Source organism: Pedobacter sp. Leaf216 (assembly GCF_001421515.1).
In the GTDB taxonomy this organism is placed as follows: Bacteria; Bacteroidota; Bacteroidia; order Sphingobacteriales; family Sphingobacteriaceae; genus Pedobacter.
Window position 1 is genome coordinate 16,267 of the sequence record NZ_LMKM01000015.1, and the last position, 25,531, is coordinate 41,797.

General features: G+C 38.2%; 21 protein-coding genes. 10 read left to right on the plus strand and 11 right to left on the minus strand.

Annotated elements, in window-relative coordinates; genetic code table 11:
- Positions 1–38 precede the first annotated feature (38 nt).
- Positions 39–458: a helix-turn-helix domain-containing protein gene (locus ASE74_RS13530; RefSeq protein WP_055910043.1), complete on the minus strand. Its 420-nt coding sequence runs from the start codon at positions 456–458 to the stop codon at positions 39–41.
- A gap of 1,892 nt (positions 459–2,350) precedes the next feature.
- On the opposite strand from ASE74_RS13530, the gene ASE74_RS13540 reads away from it, so the two are divergent.
- Complete coding sequence (locus tag ASE74_RS13540; protein WP_055910047.1) at positions 2,351–4,768, plus strand: S9 family peptidase; 2,418 nt, start codon at positions 2,351–2,353, stop codon at positions 4,766–4,768.
- Positions 4,769–4,933: 165 nt separating this feature from the next.
- Here ASE74_RS13540 and ASE74_RS13545 read toward each other — a convergent pair whose 3' ends face one another.
- Positions 4,934–5,194, minus strand: a complete 261-nt coding sequence (locus ASE74_RS13545; RefSeq protein ID WP_055910049.1) for a hypothetical protein — start codon at positions 5,192–5,194, stop codon at positions 4,934–4,936.
- Between the two features lie 212 nt (positions 5,195–5,406).
- Between ASE74_RS13545 and ASE74_RS13550 the strand changes: the two genes are divergently transcribed.
- The 5 genes from ASE74_RS13550 to ASE74_RS13570 all read left to right on the plus strand — a co-directional run bounded on the left by ASE74_RS13550 (position 5,407) and on the right by ASE74_RS13570 (position 10,550).
- Positions 5,407–6,303, plus strand: a complete 897-nt coding sequence (locus ASE74_RS13550; protein WP_055910052.1) for a DnaJ C-terminal domain-containing protein — start codon at positions 5,407–5,409, stop codon at positions 6,301–6,303.
- A gap of 5 nt (positions 6,304–6,308) precedes the next feature.
- Positions 6,309–6,614 carry a chaperone modulator CbpM gene (locus tag ASE74_RS13555; protein WP_055910054.1) on the plus strand — a complete coding sequence of 102 codons (306 nt, stop codon included), beginning with the start codon at positions 6,309–6,311 and terminating at the stop codon, positions 6,612–6,614.
- 94 nt (positions 6,615–6,708) lie between these two features.
- Complete coding sequence (locus tag ASE74_RS13560) at positions 6,709–8,283, plus strand: helicase HerA-like domain-containing protein (RefSeq protein ID WP_055910056.1); 1,575 nt, start codon at positions 6,709–6,711, stop codon at positions 8,281–8,283.
- A gap of 300 nt (positions 8,284–8,583) precedes the next feature.
- Positions 8,584–9,483, plus strand: coding sequence for a sugar phosphate nucleotidyltransferase (locus tag ASE74_RS13565; protein ID WP_055910058.1), 900 nt, complete (start codon positions 8,584–8,586; stop codon positions 9,481–9,483).
- Entirely contained in the window at positions 9,474–10,550 is a 1,077-nt protein-coding gene (locus ASE74_RS13570; protein ID WP_055910060.1) for a phosphotransferase enzyme family protein, read from the plus strand. The genes ASE74_RS13565 and ASE74_RS13570 overlap by 10 nt, the downstream gene beginning before the upstream one ends.
- 520 nt (positions 10,551–11,070) lie before the next feature.
- Here ASE74_RS13570 and dnaK read toward each other — a convergent pair.
- The gene (gene dnaK / locus ASE74_RS13575; RefSeq protein ID WP_055910201.1) at positions 11,071–12,981 is read right to left on the minus strand and encodes a molecular chaperone DnaK; all 1,911 of its coding nucleotides are present in this window, start codon (positions 12,979–12,981) and stop codon (positions 11,071–11,073) included.
- A gap of 355 nt (positions 12,982–13,336) precedes the next feature.
- Between dnaK and ASE74_RS13580 the strand changes: the two genes are divergently transcribed.
- Both ASE74_RS13580 and ASE74_RS13585 read left to right on the plus strand, forming a co-directional pair.
- Complete coding sequence (locus ASE74_RS13580; protein ID WP_055910062.1) at positions 13,337–13,696, plus strand: DUF1304 domain-containing protein; 360 nt, start codon at positions 13,337–13,339, stop codon at positions 13,694–13,696.
- A 57-nt stretch (positions 13,697–13,753) separates the two neighbouring features.
- Entirely contained in the window at positions 13,754–14,329 is a 576-nt protein-coding gene (locus ASE74_RS13585; protein WP_055910064.1) for a murein L,D-transpeptidase catalytic domain-containing protein, read from the plus strand.
- Between the two features lie 139 nt (positions 14,330–14,468).
- Here the strand turns inward: ASE74_RS13585 and ASE74_RS13590 are convergent, their stop codons facing one another.
- Positions 14,469–15,656: an SAM-dependent methyltransferase gene (locus ASE74_RS13590; protein ID WP_055910066.1), complete on the minus strand. Its 1,188-nt coding sequence runs from the start codon at positions 15,654–15,656 to the stop codon at positions 14,469–14,471.
- Between the two features lie 245 nt (positions 15,657–15,901).
- On the opposite strand from ASE74_RS13590, the gene ASE74_RS13595 reads away from it, so the two are divergent.
- Entirely contained in the window at positions 15,902–17,638 is a 1,737-nt protein-coding gene (locus ASE74_RS13595) for a GMC family oxidoreductase (protein WP_055910068.1), read from the plus strand.
- Between the two features lie 11 nt (positions 17,639–17,649).
- Complete coding sequence (locus ASE74_RS13600) at positions 17,650–18,282, plus strand: gluconate 2-dehydrogenase subunit 3 family protein (RefSeq protein ID WP_055910070.1); 633 nt, start codon at positions 17,650–17,652, stop codon at positions 18,280–18,282.
- Between the two features lie 491 nt (positions 18,283–18,773).
- Here the strand turns inward: ASE74_RS13600 and ASE74_RS13605 are convergent, their stop codons facing one another.
- From ASE74_RS13605 to rpmJ, 7 genes are all read right to left on the minus strand, one after another.
- The gene (locus tag ASE74_RS13605; protein ID WP_055910071.1) at positions 18,774–21,743 is read right to left on the minus strand and encodes a glycoside hydrolase domain-containing protein; all 2,970 of its coding nucleotides are present in this window, start codon (positions 21,741–21,743) and stop codon (positions 18,774–18,776) included.
- 299 nt (positions 21,744–22,042) lie between these two features.
- Entirely contained in the window at positions 22,043–22,567 is a 525-nt protein-coding gene (gene rplQ / locus ASE74_RS13610) for a 50S ribosomal protein L17 (protein ID WP_029278659.1), read from the minus strand.
- 111 nt (positions 22,568–22,678) lie between these two features.
- On the minus strand, positions 22,679–23,671 hold the full coding sequence (locus ASE74_RS13615) for a DNA-directed RNA polymerase subunit alpha (protein ID WP_025145205.1): 993 nt from the start codon (positions 23,669–23,671) through the stop codon (positions 22,679–22,681).
- Between the two features lie 85 nt (positions 23,672–23,756).
- Positions 23,757–24,365 carry a 30S ribosomal protein S4 gene (gene rpsD / locus ASE74_RS13620; RefSeq protein ID WP_029282720.1) on the minus strand — a complete coding sequence of 203 codons (609 nt, stop codon included), beginning with the start codon at positions 24,363–24,365 and terminating at the stop codon, positions 23,757–23,759.
- Between the two features lie 62 nt (positions 24,366–24,427).
- Positions 24,428–24,817, minus strand: a complete 390-nt coding sequence (rpsK, locus tag ASE74_RS13625) for a 30S ribosomal protein S11 (protein ID WP_055910073.1) — start codon at positions 24,815–24,817, stop codon at positions 24,428–24,430.
- Between the two features lie 151 nt (positions 24,818–24,968).
- Complete coding sequence (rpsM, locus tag ASE74_RS13630; protein WP_010599886.1) at positions 24,969–25,346, minus strand: 30S ribosomal protein S13; 378 nt, start codon at positions 25,344–25,346, stop codon at positions 24,969–24,971.
- A gap of 68 nt (positions 25,347–25,414) precedes the next feature.
- The gene (gene rpmJ, locus ASE74_RS24430) at positions 25,415–25,531 is read right to left on the minus strand and encodes a 50S ribosomal protein L36 (protein WP_010599887.1); all 117 of its coding nucleotides are present in this window, start codon (positions 25,529–25,531) and stop codon (positions 25,415–25,417) included.

A 25,531-nucleotide genomic window follows, 5' to 3' on the forward strand; every position in this document is an offset into this window, starting at 1 on the left:
AGTTGTGCAATTGCACGGTATTTGGTTAGTATATATTATTATTGGTACAAAAATGCTTCAGTTTTTTTATTTCTTAACGGAAACTCTTTACTAATGGGATCTTCCTGTTGCTCTTCGGTAATTAACAGATCATTGTACTTTTCTAATAAGTGAATGTACTTGTTCATCCAGAAATAAACCGAATTGGCGTCAGACCCGATTTGTTTTGAAGGATCTGCAGTTTGATTTGCATTATCTGAACTATATCGGGGAAAAGCTTCCGGGAATGATGCTGAAAGATCCTGCCCTAATAATTTGCCTACCTGCCAAATTACTTCGTGACCAATCCTATCCTGACCAAACCAGTTGTAAATTGTTCTGCGGCTTACATTAAGCTTTCTGGAAAGCTCACTGATGCCCATACGATCTCTGCGCACTAAGCGCTCAAGGATTTCTCCTTGCTTTAATTGTGTTGTCATTGAGATAATTAATTTTTTAAAAAATGAAAAAATAATTAAATCAGCTATCGGGGACGATTGACAATTCAAATGTAGAAAAAAGTGTAAAAGGTTGTATAAAAAATGTTGTTTTTTTGACATTTGTCAATCTTCATTTAAGAATAATTGTAAAAGGATAAGTGTTGGGGAGTGATGGTTATAATGCAATAAGAAATGTGGTACAGGGGAAAAATAATTTCGTTAAACATAGTGATGCATTACGGTTCCCGCATGCGCGGGAATGACGGATTTATTGTGATGGCAAATCCAAAGATTTCTCCACTACGGTCGAAATGACGATACTATGTACCCCTTCAGTTTCTTAAAAGAGATAAGCTTAAAGATTGTAAAAGCATAGCGATCGCATTACGATTCCCGCATGCGCGGAAATGACGACCGTTTTAATCTGAACCTCGCTATCTGCACCTCGCTATTTCCTCCCTGCTATCCGGCATAGGAAATGATGGAAGGAGAAAACGTTAAAGCTTTATCAATACCTTTTAGTTTATAATTGCATTGAGGCAGCACACACTTTCCGCCCCCTTCGGCGGAACTTGTGCTGACGACCAAAAAGCTTTAACGAATTTATCCGACATCAGTTCCAAGCCTCAAGCCTTTCAGTTATGCCTTATTGTTTGTTGTTTTTATAGGTAGTCATGCTTTCGCTGCGCTCAGGTTTGTTACTTTTGGGCCAAGCCAAAAGTAAGAGCCTCATCGGCGGCGGTGAGCCGAGGCAAGACTAAGCGAAGCGAAAATATAGCGATCGCATTACGGTTCCCGCCTGCGCGGGAATGACGACAGTTTTAATCTGAACCTCGCTACATGCACCTCGCTATATGCTCTATGCTATCCGGCATAGGAAATGATGGAAGGAGAAAACGTTAAAGCTTTATCATTACCTTTTCTTTTATAATTGCATTGAGGCAGCACACACTTTCCGCCCCCNGTTAAAGCTTTATCATTACCTTTTCTTTTATAATTGCATTGAGGCAGCACACACTTTCCGCCCCCTTCGGCGGAACTTGTGCTGACGACCAAAAAGCTTTGACGAATTTATCCGACATCAGTTCCAAGCCTTGGGCTTTTGTTACTTTTGGGCCAAGCCAAAAGTAAGAGCCCCATCGGCGGCGGTGAGCCGAGGCAAGACTAAGCGGAGCGAAAATATAGCGATCGTATTAAGATTCCCGCATGCGCGAGAATGACGGATTTATTGTGAAGGCAAATCCAAAGATTTCTCCACTACGGTCGAAATGACGTTACTATGTACCCCTTTAGTTTCTTAAAAGAGATAAGCTTAAAGATTGTAAAAGCATAGCGATCGCATTACGATTCCCGCATGCGTGGGAATGACAACCGTATTAAAAACTACAAAGATTGCTTCGGCTCGCTATTTCCCTGCCTCGCAATGACGGATTCAACGTTTTCGTTGCATAATGCTATTTAAACCTCGCGATCTGCATCTCGCTATATGCTCCCTGCTATCCGGCATAGGAAATGATGGAAGGAGAAAACGTTAAAGCTTTATCATTACCTTTTCTTTTATAATTGCATTGAGGCAGCACACACTTTCCGCCCCCNAACTTGTGCTGACGACCAAAAAGCTTTAACGAATTTATCCGACATCAGTTCCAAGCCTTGATTTTTGGTTACCTTTTTATCAAGAAAAAGGTAAGAGCCCCATCGGCGGCGGTGAGCCGAAGCAAGACTAAGCGAAAGCAAGCCTGAGTAATGGGTAAAAACAGCTTGGCGCATTAGGGTTCCCACCTGCGCAGGAATAATAACCTTACCAGCACGATGTAAATAAGAAGTTACGCTATAATTAGTTAAATTTTGCAATATTTGATTATTCCTTATTTCGAACAAACTAACTGGAAATGATTAAAAAACTACACCTCTATTTACTGATAGCGGGCACTTGTGTTTCGCTTAATGCAGCGGCACAGGATGCCATAAGCTACCAAACCCCACCAAAAGAAATTGCAGATTTGCTGCTGGCCAAACCCACACCTGGCGTTAGCATTGATGGCAAGGCAGAATGGATCTTATTTAGCGAACGTAATTCTTACCCATCTGTAGAAGAATTGGCCATGCCCGAATACCGGATTGCGGGCTTAAGGTTAAATCCAAACAATTATTCGCCAAGCAGGCAGACGTACATTAATAACTTCAGTCTTAAAAATATAAAATCCAATCAAACCTTCCAGGTAACTGGTTTGCCAACGCCATTATATGCAAGCAATATCAACTGGAACCCTTCAGAAAACAAAATTGCCTTTACCAACACCACACAAAAAGGTGTAGATCTTTACATTATAGATTTAACTACAAAAAAAGCTACTAAAACAAATAAAGCTTTCTTAAATGTAGTTTTAGGCAGTGGCCTTATCTGGTTAAACGATAACACCATTATTTACCGCACGGTAACCAAACCAGCAAGTGCCGCACCAACAAAACCATTAACGCCAAAAGGGCCAACCATACAACAAAATTTAGGTAAAGCCGCGCCAAGTGCTACTTATCAGGATTTAATAAAATCGCCTTTTGATGAACAATTATTTGAGTTTTTTGCCACATCACAATTGGTTAAAAATACTGCACGTGTAGAAACCCCAATTGGCAAACCAGCCATTTATGGTTTAACAAGTATATCGCCCGATAAAAACTACATGATGATTGAAACCATCCGCAAACCTTTTTCTTACCTGGTTTCTGCTTATGGTTTCCCTTCTACCGTAACCATTACCGATTTAACTGGTAAAACAATAAAAGTTATTGCCGAATTACCATCTTCAGAAGGCACTCCATCAGGTTATGATAATACACAAAACGTAGCGCGTGGTTTTGATTGGAGAGATGATGAGCCTGCCACTTTGGTTTGGAGCAAACCTTTAGACAGTGGTTTAATTAAAAAAGATGTTCCTTTTCATGATGCCGTTTACGCCCTGAGCGCGCCTTTTACAGGGGCAGAAAAAGAACTGTTTAAAACACAAACCCGTTACCGTGGTGTACAATGGGGCGATGCCAACCTTGCCCTCATTATGGAAGGCTTACGCAGCAAACAAACCAGTAAAGTAAGCAGGTACAACCCAACTACCGGTGCTGTAGAGGAATTATACAGCCGGAACCAAACTGATGCTTATGGCAATCCAGGTTCGCCGGTTACAACAAAAAACAAATATGGCCGGCAGGTAATTAAAACAGTTGATAATGGCACCAAACTATTGATGAACAACGTTGTAGGCTCATCAGAAAAAGGCGACTTACCGTTTTTGGCCAAGTTTGATTTAGCAACCAAAAAGAACGAAATTATCTGGCGCAGTGCAGAAGGAACTTTTGAATATGTAACTGATGTAATTAACCCTGATAAACTGGTTTTACTTACCCGCAAGGAGAGTCAGAAACTGGTTCCCAATTACTTTATCAAAAACCTGATGCTCCGCATTGCAGATCAGCCAATTACCAATTTCACTAATCCATATCCATCTTTAGAAGGTATTACCAAAGAAAAAATTTCTTATAAACGTGCAGACGGGGTTGATTTAACGGGCGATCTGTATTTACCTAAGGGCTACAATAAGGATAAAGATGGTCCGTTGCCAGCATTAATCTGGGCTTATCCACGAGAGTTTAATTCAGCAGCTGATGCGGCTCAGATCCGCGGATCGAAAGATAAATTTACAACCATCAGTTGGGCATCACCTATATTTTGGGTAACCCGTGGTTATGCGGTTCTGGATAATGCCGAAATGCCGATTGTGGCTAAAGATGGCAAAAAGCCCAACGATACCTTTGTTGATCAGTTGCAGTTAAACGCAGAAGCTGCCATTAATAAATTATCAGATTTAGGCGTTGGAGATAAAAAGCGCATGGCTGTAGGCGGTCACAGTTACGGAGCATTTATGACAGCAAATTTGTTGGCACACACCAATCTTTTTGCAGCAGGTATAGCCCGCAGCGGTGCTTATAACCGTACATTAACACCATTTGGTTTCCAAAACGAAGAACGCACCTACTGGCAGGCCCCTCAATTATATTATGAAATGAGCCCTTTCAGTTATGCCGATAAAATTAAAACACCTATATTGTTAATCCACGGTGATTCTGACGATAACCCAGGAACTTTCCCAATTAACAGCGAACGTTTATTTAACGCTATAAAAGGAGCTGGAGGCACCACCCGTTTTGTATTTTTACCTTACGAGGCACACAGTTACCGCGGTAAAGAAAACTTATTGCACATGCTTTGGGAGCAAGACCAGTGGTTGGAAAAATACGTTAAAAACAAAAAATAAATCTCTCTCTACCTTTATCGATTAAAGTGCCTCTAACCGGGGCACTTTTTTTGTTTCTAAGTTTAATTTCGAGGGTATTAGCTATTTCTACCTGACACTGATTATGAACTATCTTTCAATCGCTTATTCTTATCCATTTGGTTATTTGGAGTAAAATGGCATCAATTAACTTTGAAAACCTCCTGCCATACGCAGCGATAAATCAAAGTTACTTTGAAACCTTCCTGCCGTGGGCAGCGACAAAACAAAGTTACTTTGAAACCTTCCTGCCATAAGCAGCGACAAATCAAAGTTACTTGGAAACCTTCCTGCCGTGGGCAGCGGCAAAACAAAGTAACTTTGATGGTTTAGTGCCCTGCGCTGCTTAGCATCATTATAAAAGGTAAATCCATACTTAGCATTTAAATTTTGCTCATTCTTTGCCATTATGCTCAATAGTTAATCAGGCACTTATCAATCAGCCAGAATCATAACAGCTAACCGCATCAAATTCAACTCACACCCCCTGCTCTATTCTCTTTACCCTTTGCTCTATTTCCTATGCGCTTTGCACCACGGTTTAGCCGCATTTTCAACCTAAAACCTTACATTTATACCATTAAAACTGAACATTCTTTTTACTTATTTGTTATGCCAATATGGACTACATAGACTATTATAAAATCCTCGATTTAAAAAAAGATGCTACAACTGAGGATATTAAAAAAGCTTATAGAAAATTAGCCAGAAAGCACCATCCCGACCTTAATCCCAATAATGAGGAAGCGAATAAAAACTTTCAACAGATTAATGAAGCCAATGAAGTTTTAAGCGATCCGGATAAAAGAAAGAAGTACGATAAATATGGTAAAGATTGGCAACATGCCGATCAGCTGGATGCGCAACAGCAGCAGCAAAGGCAATATCAATCGCAAGGCGGCGGCTATGGAGGAGGAAATAGCTACTCGGGTGGTTTTGGCGGAGATGATTTCTCTGATTTCTTTTCTTCCATGTTTGGTGGTGGGGGCAGAAGCAGTAGAAATTCTCCTTTTAAAGGCCAGGATTATAATGCCGATTTGCAGTTAAACCTACTCGATGCTTGCACTACACATAAACAAACGCTAACTGTAAACGGTAAACAGGTGCGCATTACCATTCCGGCTGGTGTAGAAAACGGACAGAAAATTAAATTGCCAGGTTATGGCGCAGCAGGTGTAAATAATGGTCCTCCGGGCGATCTGTTTATTAAATTTAATATTATTGACGACCCTAAGTTTAAACGCAAGGGCAACGACATTTACATTCAGGAAGAAATAGATGTATATACAGCCATTTTAGGCGGAGAGAAAATTGTAGAAACCCTAAACGGCAAAGTGAAACTTAAAGTACCCGAAGGCACACAACCCGATGCTACACTGCGTTTGAAAGGGAAAGGATTTCCGCTTTATAAAAAAGACAATCAGTTTGGTGATCTGTACATCAAATGGCAGGTTAAATTGCCTACCAACTTAAACGCCGAACAAAAAGAACTATTTGAAAAACTTTCCAAATTCTAACCATTATGGAAACCTATCTAATCCCTGTAGAAGATATTTGCGCTTACCACCATGTGGAGATCAATTTTATCCAGTCTTTAGAAGATTTTGGACTGATCCATACCACTGTTAAAAAGCAATCGATCTTTTTACCTGTTGATGAATTAGCTAAATTGGAGCAATACCTGCGTTTAGCGCACGATCTTGAAATCAATTTAGAAGGGATTCATGCCGTTTCCCATCTGCTTAATCAATTGCAAAATATGCAGCAGGAAATAACAACACTTCAGAACGAACTAAATTATTATAAGCAACTTAACCAACACCATTAAACAACCGTTTGTGCAGTATTTTGCATTAAAAGTGGTAACAAAAACACATCCTTTTTAAGATATGTTTCTTAAATTGGCAATCTAATTTTAAAAAATGAGCGATCTTTCTTCAAAATTCATCGAAAAAATAAAATCATCTTATGCCCCAACAGGCTCGTACATTTATTTAGGCGCCGGAATTTTAGACGGACAGGTTTACAGCGAAGCCGAAGTTAATTTATCATTAAAAATGATGAACAGACACGGTTTAATTGCGGGAGCTACAGGAACCGGTAAAACACGTACGCTGCAATTATTGGCAGAGCAGTTATCAGATGCAGGTGTTCCGGTGTTTATGTTGGATGTGAAAGGTGATTTATCGGGGTTGAACCAGCCTAGCGCAGTTAATCCAAAAATTGAAGAAAGGGCACAACAGCTCAACAAACCTTTTTCACCATCTGGTTTCCCAATAGAAATTTATTCGCTTTCAGGTAAAATGGGTGCGCAGATGCGGGCAACCGTGCTCGAATTCGGACCTACGCTTTTATCAAAAATTTTAGATTTAAACGATACACAATCAGGTGTTATGGCGGTAATATTTAAATATGCCGACGATAACAAGATGCCGATAATTGATTTAAATGATTTAAAGAAACTAGTATCTTACCTTTCTGAAGGGGCTGGTGCAGCAGAAATAAAAAGCAGTTATGGTACCATATCAACAGCAACATCAGGCACTATACTGCGAAAAATTGTTGCCATAGAGCAACAGGGGCTGGCAGGTATGTTTGGTGAAAAATCTTTCGATATTGAAGATCTTTTCGAACGTGTTGATGGCAAAGGAACCATTAGTTTATTAAACATTGCTGATGTTCAAAATCAGCCGGTATTATACTCTACTTTCCTTTTGAGCTTATTGGCCGAATTATTCAATACCATGCCTGAGGTTGGCGACTTAGATAAACCGAAGCTGGTTTTCTTTTTTGACGAAGCGCATTTACTTTTCAAAAACTCTTCGAAAGCATTTTTAGCGCAGATAGAAACCATTATCAGGTTAATCCGTTCAAAAGGAATAGGCGTTTTCTTCTGTACGCAGGCACCTACCGATGTTCCGGAAAGTGTTTTGGGGCAATTGGGTAATCGCGTTCAGCACGCCCTAAGGGCATTTACCCCGAATGATGTAGATGCTTTAAAGAAAACTGTTAATACTTATCCAAAATCCGATTTTTATGAAATTGACAAGATATTAACCGCATTGGGTACAGGGCAGGCATTGGTAACTGTATTAAATGAAAAAGGAATACCTACTGAGGTTTCTGCAACCATGCTTACGCCCCCGCGTGCAGTAATGGGGCCACTTACCGCGGCAGATTTCGATCAAGTGGTGCATGCAAGTCCATTGTACACCAAATATAAAGATCCGGTTGATCCGGAAAGTGCCTATGAGATTTTAACAAAACGCATTAATGAACAAACCGCAGCTGCTGAGCAACAAAAACAGGAGGCTGAGGAACAGAAACAGGCCGAACAGGAAAGCAAACCTAAACCAGGCGAAAAGAGTTTGGTAGAGCAGGTAATGGGTGCAACAATTACACGCCAGATTGGCAAAGAAATTGTTCGGGGCATTTTCGGCATGCTTACAGGAAAAAAAACACACTCAAAAACCGGTGGCGGCCTGTTTGGATTTTAAATAAATGATATAAATACATTATAGCAATTAAGCTAATGGCCCGCAAGGGCCATTAATAATAAACATAGAAATTACTATTTTCGCAACAATAACACACCAGATTGGTAAAAGACTGTACCTCGTATTTCGCATGATTAGAAGAATAAAACATGCTCAAAAAGCTGAGATAGTCTGTTTGAATATTAAAACTGGTTAAATAACAATATAAAAACGCTCATATAACTAATTTCACAATAACATTACCAATAGAAATGACTTTAAATGATATTGGTGTAATCCCAAAAAAACAATAAACAATAGATGAAACCTACCCTATTAATATTGGCTGCAGGTATGGCAAGCCGTTATGGAAGTATGAAACAGATCGATGGTTTTGGCCCGAACGGCGAAACCATTATCGATTATTCAATATATGATGCAATTAATGCTGGCTTTGGCAAAGTTGTATTTATCATTAAAGAAGAGTTTGTAGAAAACTTTAAGTCTATTTTTGAGCCTAAACTTGCCGGAAGAATTGAAACGGATTACGTTTTTCAGAACTTTGATTTAAAGCAATTTGGTATCGAAGAGGAAATTTACAGGGAAAAACCTTGGGGTACTGCCCATGCAATTCTTTCTGGAAGAAACGTAATCAAAGAACCGTTTTGCGTTATTAATGCAGATGATTATTATGGTTACGATGCCTTTAAAAAAATGGTCGATTTCTTATCTACAGAAGTTACCGACAGCAATTATGCCATTATTGGATACGAAATTGGCAAAACTTTATCTGAGTTTGGTGCAGTATCACGCGGTGTTTGTAAAGTAGACGCAGCTGGTAACCTGGAAGAAATTGTAGAACGTACAAAAGTTTATCCTAAGGATGGCAGTATCTTTTATGAAGAGAATGGCGAAGAATTCCCTTTAGCGTTTGAAACACCTGTATCGATGAATTTCTGGGGTTTTACACCTTCAGTATTTAAAATTACCGAAGAACTTTTCAGAGAATTTGCCCAAGCGAACAAAGATAAACCTAAGGCAGAATTCTTTATTCCATTAATTGGCGAAAGTTTGGTAAAAAGCAATACAGCAACCTTTAAAGTGGTACCAACTTCAAATAAATGGTTTGGTGTAACTTACAAAGAAGACAAACCTTATGTTCAGGATAGTATTGACCAGTTGGTTAAAAACGGAACATATCCGGAAAAACTATGGAACTAAATTTAGATTCTGAAGTTTTAAAAGCCTACGGATACACTAAAGAAAATATCAAAATTACACAAATAGGTACGGGTTTAATTAACCGTACTTATTTGCTTGCTCCATTAGCAGAAGAAAAAAAGTACATTCTTCAAAACATCAATACCTCGGTGTTCAAATCGCCACAAGCTATTGCAAATAACCTCAGGGCAATTGCCGATTATCTTGCGTTTAACTATCCAGATTACCTTTTTATAAAACCGGTTTCTACCGCTAACAGCGAAGAAATGGCCCATATCCATAATGAATACTGGCGCATGCTTCCCTTTGTGCCTAACACAATCTCATTGGATGTACTGGCCGACCCAAAACAAGCTTATGAAGCAGCAAAGCAGTTTGGAAAACTTAGCAGGCTGCTTAATCATTTCGAGGCTAAAACACTTCAGGCTACCATCCCTGGTTTCCACGACCTGGCTTTAAGGTACAAACAGTTTATTTTAGCTTTAAACCAGGCAGAAGAAATGCTCAAAAATGCGGCAAATACGCAGATTGAAGATGCTTTATCTCATAAATATATTTTAGATTATTATACTTTATACTCGCACAGGACTGATTTCCCTGATCGTGTAATGCACCACGATACCAAAATAAGCAATGTTTTATTGGATAATGAAACTTATGAGGGCATCTGTGTAATTGATTTAGATACCATTATGCCCGGTAAATTTATTTCCGACCTGGGTGATATGATGCGCACTTATCTTTGTGCTTTTTCTGAAAATGAAACCGATTTAGATAAGATTAAGATACGTTTGCCCTACTTTGAGGCCACGATAAAAGGTTATTTATCGGAGATGAAAGGTATTTTAACCGAAACAGAAAAAGAACTCATTTTATTCTCAGGCAAATACATCATTTATATGCAGGCCCTGCGCTTCTTAACTGATTATTTGAGCGGCAATAAGTATTACCCTATTAGCTACCCCAAACAAAATTTGGATAGGGCCAAAAATCAGTTTAAACTATTGCAACAAATTGCTGCAGAAGAAAAAGAATTACAGGATATTATTGAACAGAATTTAGTTTAATTAAATTCGTCATACTTAATTAGTTTAACCTCATTTGTCACCCTAAATTTAGTTCAGGGTCTTAAGTGATGAAAAGATGCTGAAATTAATTCAGCATGACGATCGCATTAGTTAAACCGATCGCTATTCAACCTGCCCCAAGAAGCACTAAACCCTCCTACCTAAACCCGACAGCAGCGGTTCCGATCTTTCATCGGATTAGCAAATGGCGGGACTACATCAACCGAAACGTACCGAACCGTTCATTTCCAAACCATTTCAACCATATAAGGCATTTAAAAATACATAAGTAAACTATCGCCTGGATATTATATTAATAAAAGAATGGATTTAACCTCATTCTTCACCCTGAATTAGTTCAGGACCTTAAGTGATGAAAAGATGCTGAAATAAATTCAGCATTATGATCGCATCAAACCTGCGCGATTTACATCATATACAAAAAAAGCGTTCCGATGTGAAATCGGAACGCTTTTAATATTCTCCCAAGACTCTCGCCTCAGAACTAAAGACTCAAGACTTATTTCTTATCGTCTTCTTTTACTTCTTCAAAATCAACATCGGTAACGTTATCGCCACCACCTTGAGGCTGACCATCAGCTTGTGGTTGTTCACCACCTTGAGGCTGACCGCCATCTTTGTACATTTCCTCAGATGCTGCGTTCCATGCATTTTGCAATTCAGCTTGTGCTGCATCGATATCTGCAAAGTTACGAGAACCGTGTGCTGCTTTTAATTTCTCTAAACCAGCTTCGATTGGTGCTTTTTTATCAGCAGATAATTTATCACCAAACTCTTTTAGTTGTTTCTCAGTTGAGAAAATTAAAGCATCAGCTCCGTTGATTTTATCAGCTTCTTCTTTCTGCTTAGCATCATCTGCTGCATTAGCTTCAGCTTCTTCTTTCATTTTTTTGATCTCAGCATCAGTTAAACCTGAAGATGCTTCGATACGGATTTTTTGCTCTTTACCAGTAGCTTTATCTTTAGCACTTACGTGTAAGATACCGTTGGCATCAATATCGAATGATACTTCTACCTGAGGCACACCACGAGGTGCTGGTGGAATACCATCTAAAATGAAACGGCCAATTGTACGGTTCTGACCAGCCATTGGGCGCTCACCTTGTAAAATGTGAATTTCCACTGAAGGCTGGTTATCAGCCGCAGTTGAGAAAGTTTCAGATTTTTTGGTTGGGATTGTTGTGTTAGACTCGATTAATTTAGTCATTACACCACCCATAGTTTCAATACCTAATGATAAAGGCGTAACGTCTAATAACAATACATCTTTTACATCACCAGTTAATACACCACCTTGAATAGCAGCACCAATTGCTACAACCTCATCAGGGTTAACACCTTTACTTGGCTCTTTACCAAAGAAAGCTTTAACTGCATCCTGGATTGCAGGAATACGGGTTGAACCACCTACCAAAATAATTTCGTCGATATCGCTTGTGCTTAAACCAGCATTTTTCAAAGCAGATTTACAAGGATCGATAGTACGTTTGATCAAACTATCAGCCAATTGCTCAAATTTAGCACGAGATAATGTACGCACCAAGTGTTTAGGGCCGCTAGCATCAGCAGTAATGTATGGTAAGTTAATTTCAGTTGAAGTTGTGCTTGATAACTCAATTTTAGCTTTCTCAGCAGCTTCTTTTAAACGTTGTAAAGCCATTGGATCTTTAGCCAAATCCATGCTGTTTTCAGCTTTGAATTCGCTAGTTAACCAATCAATAATAATGTGGTCAAAGTCATCACCACCTAAGTGTGTATCACCATCAGTAGATTTTACTTCGAAAACGCCATCACCTAATTCCAATACAGAAACGTCATGTGTACCACCACCACAATCGAACACAACAATTTTCATGTCTTTGTGTGCTTTATCCAATCCATAAGCTAAAGCAGCTGCAGTCGGCTCGTTAATGATACGTTTTACAGTTAAACCTGCAATTTCGCCGGCCTCTTTAGTAGCCTGACGTTGTGCATCATTAAAATAAGCTGGTACTGTAATAACCGCTTCTGTAACTTCCTGACCCAAGAAATCTTCAGCAGTTTTTTTCATTTTCTGCAAAATCATTGCAGAAATCTCCTGTGGAGTATATTTTCTGTCGTCGATTTCAACACGTGGTGTGTTGTTATCACCTTTAACAACTTTATAAGGTACACGTCCAGCTTCTTTCGCGCTTTCGTCATAGCTGTTACCCATAAAGCGTTTAATCGAATATATCGTTTTTGTTGGGTTGGTTATAGCCTGACGTTTAGCAGGCTCGCCAACCTTACGCTCACCGTTTTCTGCAAAAGCAACAATAGACGGTGTAGTACGTTTACCCTCACTGTTTGCGATAACTACAGGCTCGTTGCCCTCCATTACGCTCACGCAAGAGTTTGTTGTTCCTAAGTCTATTCCAATAATTTTTCCCATTGTATTTGTATTTTCTCTTTTTAAAGTATTATAATTTCTACTCCTATTAAACAATGCTTGTGCCAATTGGGTTTTGGCAGATAATACATGTAAAAGACTGATAAAATGTAAAAAAAGAGGTTATAGTTTACTGACAGCATGACAGAAATAAGCTGAAAGGCTTAGGTTTAAATACTAAAGCGAAGTACAAATTTCTGAAAATGATTTGAAAATGAAAGTCAATAGTGCTTTGGAGGCAGCAGTTCCGCTTTAGGGTTTATAATAACAGCCCGTTAAAAAACCACTTTTAATTTTTATATCTTTAGAGATACAATCAATCTGTACAATCATTTAAATCTGTATAATCCCTTATAAAATGCAATTAGCAGCTCAAATCGTAATCGGCTTAGTAGCCTTCATCCATATCTATATACTTTGGTTAGAAATGTTCGCCTGGACTACCAAAGCACCAAAAGTTTTTAAAACCATCCCTAAAGATTTGTTTGTGCCAACCAAAACCTTGGCAGCAAACCAGGGATTGTACAATGGATTTTTAGCCGCAGGTTTAATCTGGTCGTTATGTATAACTGATCATCAGTGGAAAATTTATGTGGCTGTATTTTTTTTAACCTGCGTAATTATTGCTGGTATTTACGGTGCAGCCACGGCCAGTAAAAGGATTCTGTATGTACAGTCGATACCTGCATTGGTAGCCTTGATTTTATTGCATCTGTAAATTCATCTATCGGTTGTGGCTCAACAATAAAAATGTATGCTTTTTCATTAATCTTATATGCTTAAGTTATCCGCTATCCTTTTCTTATTTACGCTGTTAGGTTTAAAACCCACTACTGGTAACAAAATAAGAGAAGAAAGAATTAATGAAGCCCTAGCTTTTTGCCATAAAAACAAGATGGACACTTCCATCGCCATCATGGTTGATATGAGTATCCACTCCGGCAAAAACAGAATTTTCGTTTACGATTTCAAACAAAAAGCAATTACCGTTGAAGGATTGTGTGCGCATGGTGTTGGTGGAGGCAGTACTCCGGCCAAACCCGTTTTTAGCAATAAAGAAGGTAGTTATTGTACTTCATTGGGTAAGTATAAAGTGAAAGGCCGCTCTTATAGTAATTGGGGGATTCATGTACACTATAAAATGTTTGGATTAGAGCAATCAAACAGTAATGCTTTTAAGCGAATTGTCGTTTTACATTCCTATACGCCTGTACCCAACCAGGAAATTTATCCTCAAACCTTATTTGGCCAAAGTGCCGGCTGCCCTGTTTTATCAGATGGTACCATGCTAAAGATTGATGTGTTACTCAAAAACAGGAAAAAGCCAGTGTTGCTTTGGATTTATTCTTAGGCGATCAACTTAATAAAGGCCTTCGTTACCCCTGAACCTGTTTTAGGGGCTAGTTTAAAAGGGGATAACGCCCCATTTGTTTTTCTAAATGTATGATAGATGCTAAAATAAATTCAGCATGACGACCACATTAAAAAATCTAAAGCCCCAATAATCTTTCCAAATGGTGGTGCCCAATCCCGAAATATTCTTTACTTGCTTTAATTTTCTGTAAAATTTCTGCTTTCTTCTCTGCACCATGCTCCTTGCCCTTTATCCCTACCACAAGTACATTCTTAGGCGTATGCGCATCAGAAATAAATTCGAATACCTTGGTTTTATACCCGAAGTATTCCAAAATCAGGGCACGTATACCATCAGTAACCATTTCGGCCTGACGTTCTAAAAAGATACCATATTTAGTTAAAAATGATACCTCATTCTTTACTTTATGTTGCTCAATTTCTTTACGGATTTGTTTGTGGCAACAAGGTGCAACCACAATCAGTTCGGCATGAGCTTTAATTCCCTTGAAAATTGCATCGTCAGTTGCGGTATCGCAGGCATGCAAGGCAATTAATAAATTAACATCCTCAGCATTATATTCCTCAATTGTTCCCTGAACAAATTTTAATTTATCGAAAGCAGATTTGTCGGCCACTTGATTGCATAAATCAACCATATCCTGGCGGTATTCAACACCAATTACTTCAGTTTTCAGTTTTAAAACCGAATGCAGGTAATCGTATAATGCAAAAGTTAAATATCCTTTACCGGAGCCCATATCAGCCACTTTTTTAATCGTACCTTCTGGCAGCTCCTTAATTAAAGAACTTAAAATTTCAATATAATGGTTTATCTGACGGAATTTATCCTGGGCATTTTTAAACACCTTACCATCGGCATCGGTAATTTTCAGTTCCGTTAAATACGACTTTGAATCGGGTTTAATTAAACGCGCTTTTTCTTTGTCGTGGTTTACAGAAGGAGCGGTCGCGCTTGATGCCGGACTTTCTCTCAAAACAATTTTACCATTATTCAATTCTTCCAAAATCAGGTCTTTTTCGGTCGTAAATAAAGTACCGATTTTAAAACCTTGCTCCAGGTAATCAGAAATTAGATCTATAGCTTCATCAACCGGGTAATTTTTCACCACATCGCGGGTTTTGTAACGGTAGGTAAAAGCCAGTTTATCATCGCGCTTAATTACAACTTTACGAACCAGCAACTGTTTTAATGCTTCTTCATTGCCTTTATAGTTCCCTAAAGAAACTTTTACAAAAGTTGTTGCATTCAGGCTTTCTTTTAAAGCTGCGATAAATTGTTTGATATATTCTGACACTGGCATTGAAATTTAAATGACAAAGATAATCAAGTTTACCCGGAGCAGAACATCTGCGTGATAATGTAACAATAGAGCGACCAAATTAAATTTTTCACCGCCAAAAAAGGGCTGATACATTGTTAACGTAATACGATTTAGAAATACACAAAGGCAGCAATTATCTATATTGATTCCAAAGAAGCCTAACGCTTTTATTTCAAAAAATTAAGCTTTAGATTAGAGCATATAAAAATAGCTAACCATAATCCATGAGTGACTTTCAGATAAAAAAATCGCCTACCGTTTATGATGCCATTGTTGTTGGCTCTGGTGCGGGTGGTGGAATGGCTGCATATGTTCTGGCCCATGCAGGTCAAAAGGTTTTAATGCTAGAGGCCGGTCAAAATTTCGATCCCCGATTAGATTCACATCAACTAAAATGGCCCTGGGAATCTCCACGTAGAGGTGCAGGTACTGTTAGGCCATTTGGCGATTTCGATGCTTCTTACGGAGGCTGGGAATTGGAAGGTGAGCCTTATACCCAAAAAAATAAAAGCGAATTCGAGTGGTTCCGCTCGCGGATGCTCGGTGGCCGTACCAACCACTGGGGAAGAATTTCTTTGCGGATGGGCCCCGAAGATTTTAAACCTAAAGATGGCTTAACAGATGCCTGGCCTATAACATATGCCGATGTTAAACCGTTTTATGATAAAGTAGACCGCATGATTGGGGTTTATGGAACAGCAGAAGGTTTAGAAAATGAACCTGATGGAATTTTTATGAAACCACCTAAACCAAGGTTAAATGAGCTTTTTATCAAAAAAGGTGCAGAAAAGGCTGGTGTAAAAGTAATTACTGGTCGTGGCTCGGTACTTACCGAAGCTTTACCGAATAACAGCGACCGTGCTCCTTGCTTTTACTGTGGGCAATGCGGAAGAAGCTGCAAAGTTTATGGCGATTTTTCTTCTTCTTCATGTTTGGTAAACCCTGCAATAAAAACCGGTAACCTTACTGTAATTACTGATGCAATGGTGCGCGAGGTGATTACCGATAAAGATGGTACAGCTAAGGGCGTTTCGTATGTAAACCGTAAAGATTTACAAGAATATCAGGTTACTGGCAAGCTGGTTATTTTAGGTGCAAGTGCTTGCGAATCGGCCCGTATATTATTAAATTCAAAATCAAATTCGCATCCAAACGGCTTGGCCAACAGCAGTGGTGTAATCGGCAAATACCTGCATGATTCTACAGGGGCAAGTGTTTCGGGTTTTCTTCCACAGTTAATGGACAGGAAGCGTTACAACGAAGATGGTGTTGGCAGTGTGCATATTTATTCGCCCTGGTGGTTAGATAACCGGAAATTAAACTTTCCACGTGGTTATCATATCGAATATTGGGGTGGAATGGGCATGCCTGCTTATGGCTTTGGCGGTGGCGTGGCCGAAATGAATGGAATGGTACCAGGAAGGGATGGCAAAATGAAAGAAGCGGGTGGGTATGGTAAATCTTTAAAAGATGATTATCGCCGTTTTTATGGAACTGGAGTTGGAATGGCAGGCCGTGGTACCGCAATTGCGAGAGAAAGCAATTACTGCGAAATTGATCCTAATACGGTTGATAAATACGGGATTCCTGTTTTGAGGTTCAATTATAAATGGGACAAAGATGAAATTCTGCAAGCCAAACACATGCAGGAAACATTCCTGTCAATTATGAAAGAAATGGGTGCTGTTGTAACCTCTGAAATACAGGGAGCAGACACCAATTATGGTTTACTCAACCCCGGTAAAATTATTCACGAAGTTGGAACAATCCGTATGGGGGATGATCCTAAAAAATCAGCATTGAATAAATATTGCCAGGCACACGATTGCAAAAACCTATTTGTGGTTGATGCTGGTCCGTTTGTACAGCAGGGCGACAAAAATGCCACCTGGACTATTTTAGCACTTTCGATGCGTACAGCCGAATATATTTTAGCTCAAAAGAAAAAACAAAACATTTAAAGAATTACTATATGAACAGACGTGATTCCCTAAAAGCACTGGGTTTAACAGTTGTTAGTACCACAGTACTACTTGAAGCCTGTAAGCAACCTGAAACAAAAACCGATGTAGCAGCACCAGAAGAAACGGCAAAAGAAACAGGAAGAGAGCCCTGGGAAATTGACCGAGATAAAAAATTAAAAGCCGAAACCTATTTTACCAAACATGAAATGGCTACAATTACGGTTTTAGCTGATATCATTATACCTAAAGATGATGTTTCTGGCAGTGCTTCTGATGCCAAGGTGCCAGAATTTATTGAGTTTATTGTAAAGGATATTCCAGAGCATAAAGTACCCATGCGTGGCGGCCTGAAATGGCTGGATGTGTACAGTTTTAATAAATTCCAGAAACCTTTTGTTGAGGCATCTACAGATCAACAGCTTTCGATTGTAGATGAAATTGCTTACCCGAAAAAAGCCCGACCAGAAATGCAGGCAGGGGTAACATTTTTCAACAGAATGAGAAATTTAACTGCATCAGGGTTTTATACAACGGAAATTGGCGTTAAAGATATTGGCTATGTTGGCAATGCGCCAAACCAATGGGCAGGTGTTCCAGCAGATGTACTGAAACAGTACGGTATGGAGAATGTGAAGGTATAGCCTAAAAAATCATCAGTGCCAAAAGTCTTTTCAGCCGAGGAAGTAATATTAAAGTGCTAGCCGGTTGCGATCGTTGTAAGATTGCTTCGTCGTTACTTCTCTCGATGGCGACGAATGCGAAATTACGCGGTTTGTGAAGACTCGAACCATGGTAGATGGAAAATATAATCTTATAGCAAAGAAGTCAAGTTTTAAAAACTTGACTTCTTTATTTAAGCGTTTTTAACCACAAATGGACATATATAAACACAGATCTTTATATCTGTGTGCATCCTTTTTATCTGTGGTTAAAAGATATTTTCTTGTGAATAGGATTCCCCTTAGTGATATTAAGTGTCCTCACGTACCGAAATGCGATGGTTTGTGAATACGCGAACCACGGTTGATAAAATATAATCTTATACCAAAGAAGTCAAGTTTTAAAAACTTGACTTCTTTTATTTATGGCAATAAAGACCCTGAAACAATTTCAGGTTGACGTAAATAAAATATTACTCTACTATCAAAATCAAACCTTTTCCTTTTTCAATAGGAACCAATTTCCCATCAGGATAATTTCCTGAGGTTTGGAATTTATCAATTGCCGGGGCTGTAATCTTTACTTCACCTGCATCTAAACCCAGTTTGGCCCAATCGATTGTTAAATTAACCTTTACATCATCTCCAGCCCAGCTTGCCAATGAAATCATTGTTTTACCTTTTTGTTTGTAAACAGTGGCCAATACTTTAGGGTTGTCGGTTTTAACCGGACAGTTTTCACTCCAGTAACCAATCATTTCAGATCCTTTAATACCAAAATTACTCCAGGCTTTCCATAAAGGTTTAGGATCACTCTTATCCGACCACCCTAATCGACTTGTCATCCCATAAATCATACCGCGCCAAGGATTTCCATCATCCTGTAGCATCTCTCCCATTAAACCGAAAGGAATTCCACTTACTTCAGTTAAAAAGAAATCCGGATTATTTTTTTGATAATCGAAATATTCGCCAAACCATAAACGGTTCAGGTATGGGAAATGCTCCAGGTATAAAATCGCACTATTGTTAAAACCATCGCTTTTGTTATACTGGTTTGCCGAGTGTAAATCGATAATGCCAGGATGATTATTTTGTGTTAACACCCTTTTAATGCGTTTCATCGTTACGCGGTCAAAAGCAACGTCATCTAAATACACGCCATCAATACCCACATTGTTTACCAGCCAGTTCATTCCTTCTACATAATAGTTATGCCAGCGGTTCATTCCACTATTAATTACGGCAGCATCTTTAATTTCGGGTACAAACCAGGCTGCAATATAGTTGGAGTCTAAATGTTCCTGTAACCAGCTAAAACCTCCACCTTTGCCCGGTGAATATACTTCAGTACCTAAACTTCTTAATGCAGGCCACTCGTAAGCATGGTTCGAAAGTTCGCGAACGGTATTGTAAATCTTTACTTTTAAACCCTTAGCGTGTGCATTATCAATATAACTTTTCATCTTTTTCCATTCGATAAATGGATAGTTGATCCATGGGTTAATTGGCGTGGCATGGTGAATATTTACAACCGTAGCACCTGATGATTTAATGGTATCCAAATCACCGTATTTATGATAAAAGCGGTTATCCCATTGAAAATCAGTATCAAGTAAATGGAATGGTGTAATCAATAAATTGAAATTATAATAAAGCACATCACCTTTTTTCATGCTTCTTGCCCCGGTAAAGTTGTCGGCAAGCATCGAACTTCCTTTAACATTAATCTGGATACCACCTTTATCTCCATTACCCCATGATTTTGGCAATAATAAAGGCTTTTGAAGATAGAAATTAGTATTAAGCGGCCGAACATAGTTTTCGTCTCTCAAGTTATAATATAAGCCTGCATTTACATTACCGATCCATACAGCATCCTGATTTTTATTCGCTACATCCCATTTCCATTTTACAGTATCTGGTCTAACCCCACCTTTTTCACCTAAACCCATTAAATATTTTGTAGCGTTTTTATCAAATGGAATATGAAAATCAACATTGCTGAATTCGACATCTTTTAATGCGGTTACTTTAATAACATAGTGTACATAGCCATCAAATTCTAAAGCACCTTCCAAATCCATTTTCACGTTTTCGGAAGTATTGGTAGTTGTCCATTTAACGGTTCCAGCTTCTTTACTGGTAATCTGGAAATTGCTTGGAACAAACTTCTCCTGTGTTTTTGGTGTATTAAAAAAGTGAAAATGGATAGGTTCAGCCAAAATATTATTAGGCTTTTCGCTATAAGCCGTCATTTCTGGATTAAAGAATGTTTGAATCTGTTTTGGAAAACCATCAATATTTATTTCGAACTTTCTGCCTAAAAGTGAGATTACATTTCCATCAACACTTAAGGGCGTATATGGTGCAACAACAGTATTGGCTTGTGCCAAAGTAGAATTTAGCCAGGTTAAACGTGTTTGTTTTTCTGGATTACCAACACCTGCATCGGCTAAAACCTGCTTCCCAACTGTAATATTGACATCAACTATTTTCGATTTCCCGTTGGCCTTTACTGTAAATTTACCTGAGTAAACGCCTTCATTGGTACTTTCAGGAATGTTAACTGTGATCCACATCGGCTGAATTTTGCCAGAGGCTACATCAACCGTTTCAATTAAAGGTTTGTTATCATAACTTATACCGTTTGTGTTTAAACAATTTATATATTTTGAAGAAATCACTTTTCCAGCTGCACTTTTTAAATCACCGAAGATAACCACAACATTTTTGAGATCTTTCAATGCAAATACACCCAATTGAAAAGCATAGTTTTCACCTTTAGCAGCTGAGCCTGCAAAAGTATTTAAAGCACCTTTTTGCACCCAACGATAAGGTAAATCGTTTTGCATTTTGATTGGAAACATTCTGTCCTCTGGAAAAACAACAAAAGCATCTGCGCTATATTTGGTTCTTATTGCTGCCGTTTCTTTGCCCGTTGCAATTACTTCCATCGGGTAAAAAGAATTAAAGGCATCTATAGATTGAATTTCGACAACAGCAGCATTTACTTTAACAATCTTTGCATTGGCTAACCAAGCTTGATCCACCTGTTTAGGTTTGATATAAAGCCCTTTTGGATAGTTGCTTCTGCCCTCGTTTTTATAAGCGAGATAATAAACATAATATTTTCCAGCAGCAGATGCTTCGAAATAAATATCAGCACTTTCTCTGGTCAGATTATCAGAACCAACTACCGAAACCAGTTTACCATTGGCATCTTGTATAATGATTCCCTTCAGTTCAGGATGTTCATCCCTCCTGCGCCAATCAATTTTAGCATGTGCAATTTTACCAGCTCCCTGAAATTGGAGAACAACTCTATGGTTTCCTAACGAATCAGGATTCCAGGCGTTATTGCCATTGGTATATTTTAGTGTTTGAGCATTAAGTGATAACTGCCCGAAAAGACAGAATAATAGAAAAAGCCTAAATTTCATTTCAAATTTGTTTTAGGCTAATTTATAGATACCTACTTGAAATAATGCTATGTAATGAAAAAATGAGACAAACGTTTGCTTGATTTTGTTAAGACTTTAATATTAAATGGTTTATTGTTTATTAACAGGGTAGCTTAATTGAATTTATACCCTTAATAGCAGATTTATTCTCCGACGCATAACCAAAATCTAAGTCTATCGTGATAACAACATAGCAACCGTCACATAGGACATCTGACGGCACAAAAAAAAGTCCTGCTCTTTCGAACAGGACTTTCTTAATCTTAAGGTGAATAAAATTATTCTCCTTTTGGTTCTTCAGTAGCAGGTGCTTCTTCAGCAGGAGCAACTTCTTCAGCAACTTCAGCTTTCGCTTCAGCAGCTTTAGGTGCAGCAGTAGCTTTACTTCTACCACGACGAGTTGTTTTCTTCTCTTCTTTAACCTCTGCATCTTTACCGTAAACTGTATTGTAGTCTACCAATTCAATTAAAGCCATTTCAGCGTTATCACCTAAACGGTTGTTTAATTTAATGATACGAGTGTAACCACCTGGACGGTTTGCAACTTTCTCAGCAATTTCGCGGAATAAGATTGTTACTACTTCTTTATCTTGTAAATAAGCAAATACTGTACGACGTGAGTGAGTAGTATCATTTTTTGATTTAGTGATAATTGGCTCAACATAAGTACGTAAAGCTTTAGCTTTCGCTAAAGTTGTTGTAATTCTTTTGTGCAAAATAAGTGATGAAGCCATGTTAGCTAACATCGCCTTTCTGTGGCTTGCGGTTCTACCTAAGTGGTTTACTTTTTTACCGTGTCTCATTGTTTTTTAATTGAGTGTATACCGTCTCGTTGCAATTAAGCTGAGGGAATTATACACTGTGAAATATTAATTTGTTCAACGCTTTGCGCTAAGCGCATGGCGCCATGCGTTTTATTCTTCGTCTAATTTAAATTTAGACAGGTTCATACCAAATGATAAACCTTTTGATTTTACTAATTCTTGGATCTCTGTTAAAGATTTTTTACCGAAGTTTCTGAATTTCAACATGTCAGCAACGTCGTAAGAAACTAAATCAGCTAAAGTACGGATATCAGCAGCTTTTAAGCAGTTTAATGCCCTAACTGAAAGATCCATATCCACTAATTCAGTTTTAAGTATTTTACGCATGTGTAAAATTTCCTCGTCTACCTCTTTAGTTTCTTCTTTAGCTTGAGATTCTAATACTAAATTCTCATCAGAGAATAACATAAAGTGTTGGATAAGGATCTTAGCCGCTTCTTTTAATGCTTCTTCTGGATGAATTGAACCGTCAGTAGAGATATCTAAAACCAATTTTTCATAATCCGTTTTTTGCTCAACACGAAAGTTTTCGATCGTGTATTTTACATTTTTCATTGGAGTATAAATCGAATCGATTGCGATTACACCTACAACAGCATCAGCAACTTTATTTTCTTCAGCAGGTACATAACCACGTCCTTTATTGATGGTTAATTCCACCTCCAAAGTAACAGATTTATCCATGTTGCAAATTACATGCTCAGGGTTTAAAACTGTAAAGTTGTTAGAGAATTTAGTGATATCACCAGCTTTAAACTGATCTTGACCATTAACGATGATGAACACTTTTTCAGAATCACCTGAATCGCCTGTTTTCTTAAAACGAACTTGTTTTAAGTTTAAGATGATATCAGTTAAATCTTCTACAACACCTTTCATGGTAGAAAACTCGTGAGAAACGCCTGAAAAACGAATAGTAGTAATAGCATAACCTTCTAATGAAGACAGTAAAATTCTTCTTAAGGCATTACCAATTGTTACACCGAAACCGGGCTCTAAAGGACGAAATTCAAATGTGCCATCGAAATCAGTCGATTTCTGCATGATCACTTTGTCTGGTTTCTGAAATGCTAAAATTGCCATTTATAATTTTTTAAATTCGTTATTGAATATATAGTAACATGAAAAAAGTTAATTACCCTTTTGAGGTAATTAACTAGATCATTTATTACTTTGAGTATAACTCGATGATTAAGTTTTCCTTAATGTTTTCAGGAATCTCATCACGTTGAGGATAGGTTAAGAATTTACCAGTTAATTCACTAGCGTTCCACTCTAACCAAGCGAACTTATTGATTGTTCTACCTGCAACTGAGTTACTAATTGATTCTAAAGATTTAGATTTTTCACGAACAGCAACCACATCACCAGCTTTTAACTGATATGAAGGGATATTTACAACTTCACCATTCACGGTTACGTGTTTATGGCTAACTAACTGGCGTGCACCAGAACGGGTTGTTGAAATACCTAAACGGTAAACTGTGTTATCTAAACGTGCTTCTAATAACTGAAGTAAGTTATCACCGGTAATACCAGCACGAGAAGATGCTTTTTTAAACAAGTTACTGAATTGTTTTTCTAATACACCATAAGTATATTTTACTTTTTGTTTCTCCATTAACTGGATAGCATATTCAGATTGTTTTCCTCTTCTTTTTGATGAGCCATGTTGCCCAGGAGGATAATTTTTTCTGTCTAACACCTTATCAGGACCGAAGATTGGTTCTCTGAATTTACGGGCGATTTTTGATTTTGGGCCTGTATATCTTGCCATTTTTTTTTCTGTTTTAAAGTATCATCCAACCTGAAGCTGGAGATTCTTAGCTTTAAAATTAATTAAACTCTTCTCTTTTTAGGAGGACGACATCCGTTGTGAGGAAGTGGAGTGATATCTTTGATAGACATAACCTCAATACCTGCTACTTGTAAAGTTCTGATTGCAGATTCACGACCTGAACCCGGACCTTTTACAAATACTTCAACTTTACGTAAACCTAAATCAAATGCAACTTTACCGCAATCTGAAGCTGCTTGACCAGCTGCATAAGGCGTGTTCTTTTTAGAACCTTTAAAGCCCATTTTACCAGCAGAAGACCATGAGATAGTCTGTCCGTTGTTGTTTGTTAAGGTAACGATAATGTTGTTGAAGGTAGCATTGATATGGGCCTGACCTACAGACTCAATTACAACGATACGTTTTTTTGTTACTTTTTTACTCTTAGCCATTTTATCTTTTAGATTTTAGATATGAGACTTGAGATAGGAAACTACCCTACCCCGATACTCAGTATCCTACTTTTTCTCTTTTATTCCAGATTTGAGCAGATTTTGAAGATATGGTGCTCACATCTAAAATCTCATATCTCTTATCTATCTATTACTTAGTAGCTTTTTTCTTGTTAGCAACTGTTTTTCTCTTACCCTTACGAGTACGTGAGTTGTTTTTAGTACGCTGACCACGAGAAGGTAAACCTTTTCTGTGACGTAAACCACGGTAACAACCAATATCCATTAAACGTTTGATGTTTAACTGAACCTCTGAGCGTAAAGCACCTTCTACTTTAATCTCATCGTTAATCATTGTACGGATAGCTGATAACTCATCATCAGACCAGTCTTGTACTTTTTTGTTCAAGTCGATACCAGCTGTAGTTAATATACGTTGTGCAGTTGTTCTGCCAATTCCGTAGATATACGTTAAACCGATTTCTCCTCTTTTGTTTCTTGGTAAATCAATACCTGAAATCCTTGCCATATTTATTTATTTTTTGAGTAATTCCGAACGGCGGGCCACCGTTGTGCGGTTGATTACAGTATTTTTAATTACCCTTGACGTTGCTTGTATTTAGGATTTTTCTTGTTGATTACGTAAAGTTTTCCTTTACGGCGAATAATCTTGCAATCAGCGCTACGCTTTTTAATTGATGATCTAACTTTCAT

What these genes read in the sequence shown, in the direction of transcription:
- ASE74_RS13590 (WP_055910066.1), bottom strand. Translation starts at nt 15,656, where the DNA reads ATGCCAGTGTCAGAATATATCAAACAATTTATCGCAGCTTTAAAAGAA.
- ASE74_RS13600 (WP_055910070.1), top strand. Translation starts at nt 17,650, where the DNA reads ATGAACAGACGTGATTCCCTAAAAGCACTGGGTTTAACAGTTGTTAGT.
- ASE74_RS13570 (WP_055910060.1), top strand. Translation starts at nt 9,474, where the DNA reads ATGGAACTAAATTTAGATTCTGAAGTTTTAAAAGCCTACGGATACACT.
- ASE74_RS13560 (WP_055910056.1), top strand. Translation starts at nt 6,709, where the DNA reads ATGAGCGATCTTTCTTCAAAATTCATCGAAAAAATAAAATCATCTTAT.
- rpsD (WP_029282720.1), bottom strand. Translation starts at nt 24,365, where the DNA reads ATGGCAAGATATACAGGCCCAAAATCAAAAATCGCCCGTAAATTCAGA.
- ASE74_RS13615 (WP_025145205.1), bottom strand. Translation starts at nt 23,671, where the DNA reads ATGGCAATTTTAGCATTTCAGAAACCAGACAAAGTGATCATGCAGAAA.
- dnaK (WP_055910201.1), bottom strand. Translation starts at nt 12,981, where the DNA reads ATGGGAAAAATTATTGGAATAGACTTAGGAACAACAAACTCTTGCGTG.
- ASE74_RS13530 (WP_055910043.1), bottom strand. Translation starts at nt 458, where the DNA reads ATGACAACACAATTAAAGCAAGGAGAAATCCTTGAGCGCTTAGTGCGC.
- ASE74_RS13585 (WP_055910064.1), top strand. Translation starts at nt 13,754, where the DNA reads ATGCTTAAGTTATCCGCTATCCTTTTCTTATTTACGCTGTTAGGTTTA.
- rpmJ (WP_010599887.1), bottom strand. Translation starts at nt 25,531, where the DNA reads ATGAAAGTTAGATCATCAATTAAAAAGCGTAGCGCTGATTGCAAGATT.
- ASE74_RS13550 (WP_055910052.1), top strand. Translation starts at nt 5,407, where the DNA reads ATGGACTACATAGACTATTATAAAATCCTCGATTTAAAAAAAGATGCT.
- ASE74_RS13580 (WP_055910062.1), top strand. Translation starts at nt 13,337, where the DNA reads ATGCAATTAGCAGCTCAAATCGTAATCGGCTTAGTAGCCTTCATCCAT.
- ASE74_RS13595 (WP_055910068.1), top strand. Translation starts at nt 15,902, where the DNA reads ATGAGTGACTTTCAGATAAAAAAATCGCCTACCGTTTATGATGCCATT.
- rpsK (WP_055910073.1), bottom strand. Translation starts at nt 24,817, where the DNA reads ATGGCTAAGAGTAAAAAAGTAACAAAAAAACGTATCGTTGTAATTGAG.
- ASE74_RS13555 (WP_055910054.1), top strand. Translation starts at nt 6,309, where the DNA reads ATGGAAACCTATCTAATCCCTGTAGAAGATATTTGCGCTTACCACCAT.
- ASE74_RS13540 (WP_055910047.1), top strand. Translation starts at nt 2,351, where the DNA reads ATGATTAAAAAACTACACCTCTATTTACTGATAGCGGGCACTTGTGTT.
- rplQ (WP_029278659.1), bottom strand. Translation starts at nt 22,567, where the DNA reads ATGAGACACGGTAAAAAAGTAAACCACTTAGGTAGAACCGCAAGCCAC.
- ASE74_RS13545 (WP_055910049.1), bottom strand. Translation starts at nt 5,194, where the DNA reads ATGGCAAAGAATGAGCAAAATTTAAATGCTAAGTATGGATTTACCTTT.
- ASE74_RS13605 (WP_055910071.1), bottom strand. Translation starts at nt 21,743, where the DNA reads ATGAAATTTAGGCTTTTTCTATTATTCTGTCTTTTCGGGCAGTTATCA.
- rpsM (WP_010599886.1), bottom strand. Translation starts at nt 25,346, where the DNA reads ATGGCAAGGATTTCAGGTATTGATTTACCAAGAAACAAAAGAGGAGAA.
- ASE74_RS13565 (WP_055910058.1), top strand. Translation starts at nt 8,584, where the DNA reads ATGAAACCTACCCTATTAATATTGGCTGCAGGTATGGCAAGCCGTTAT.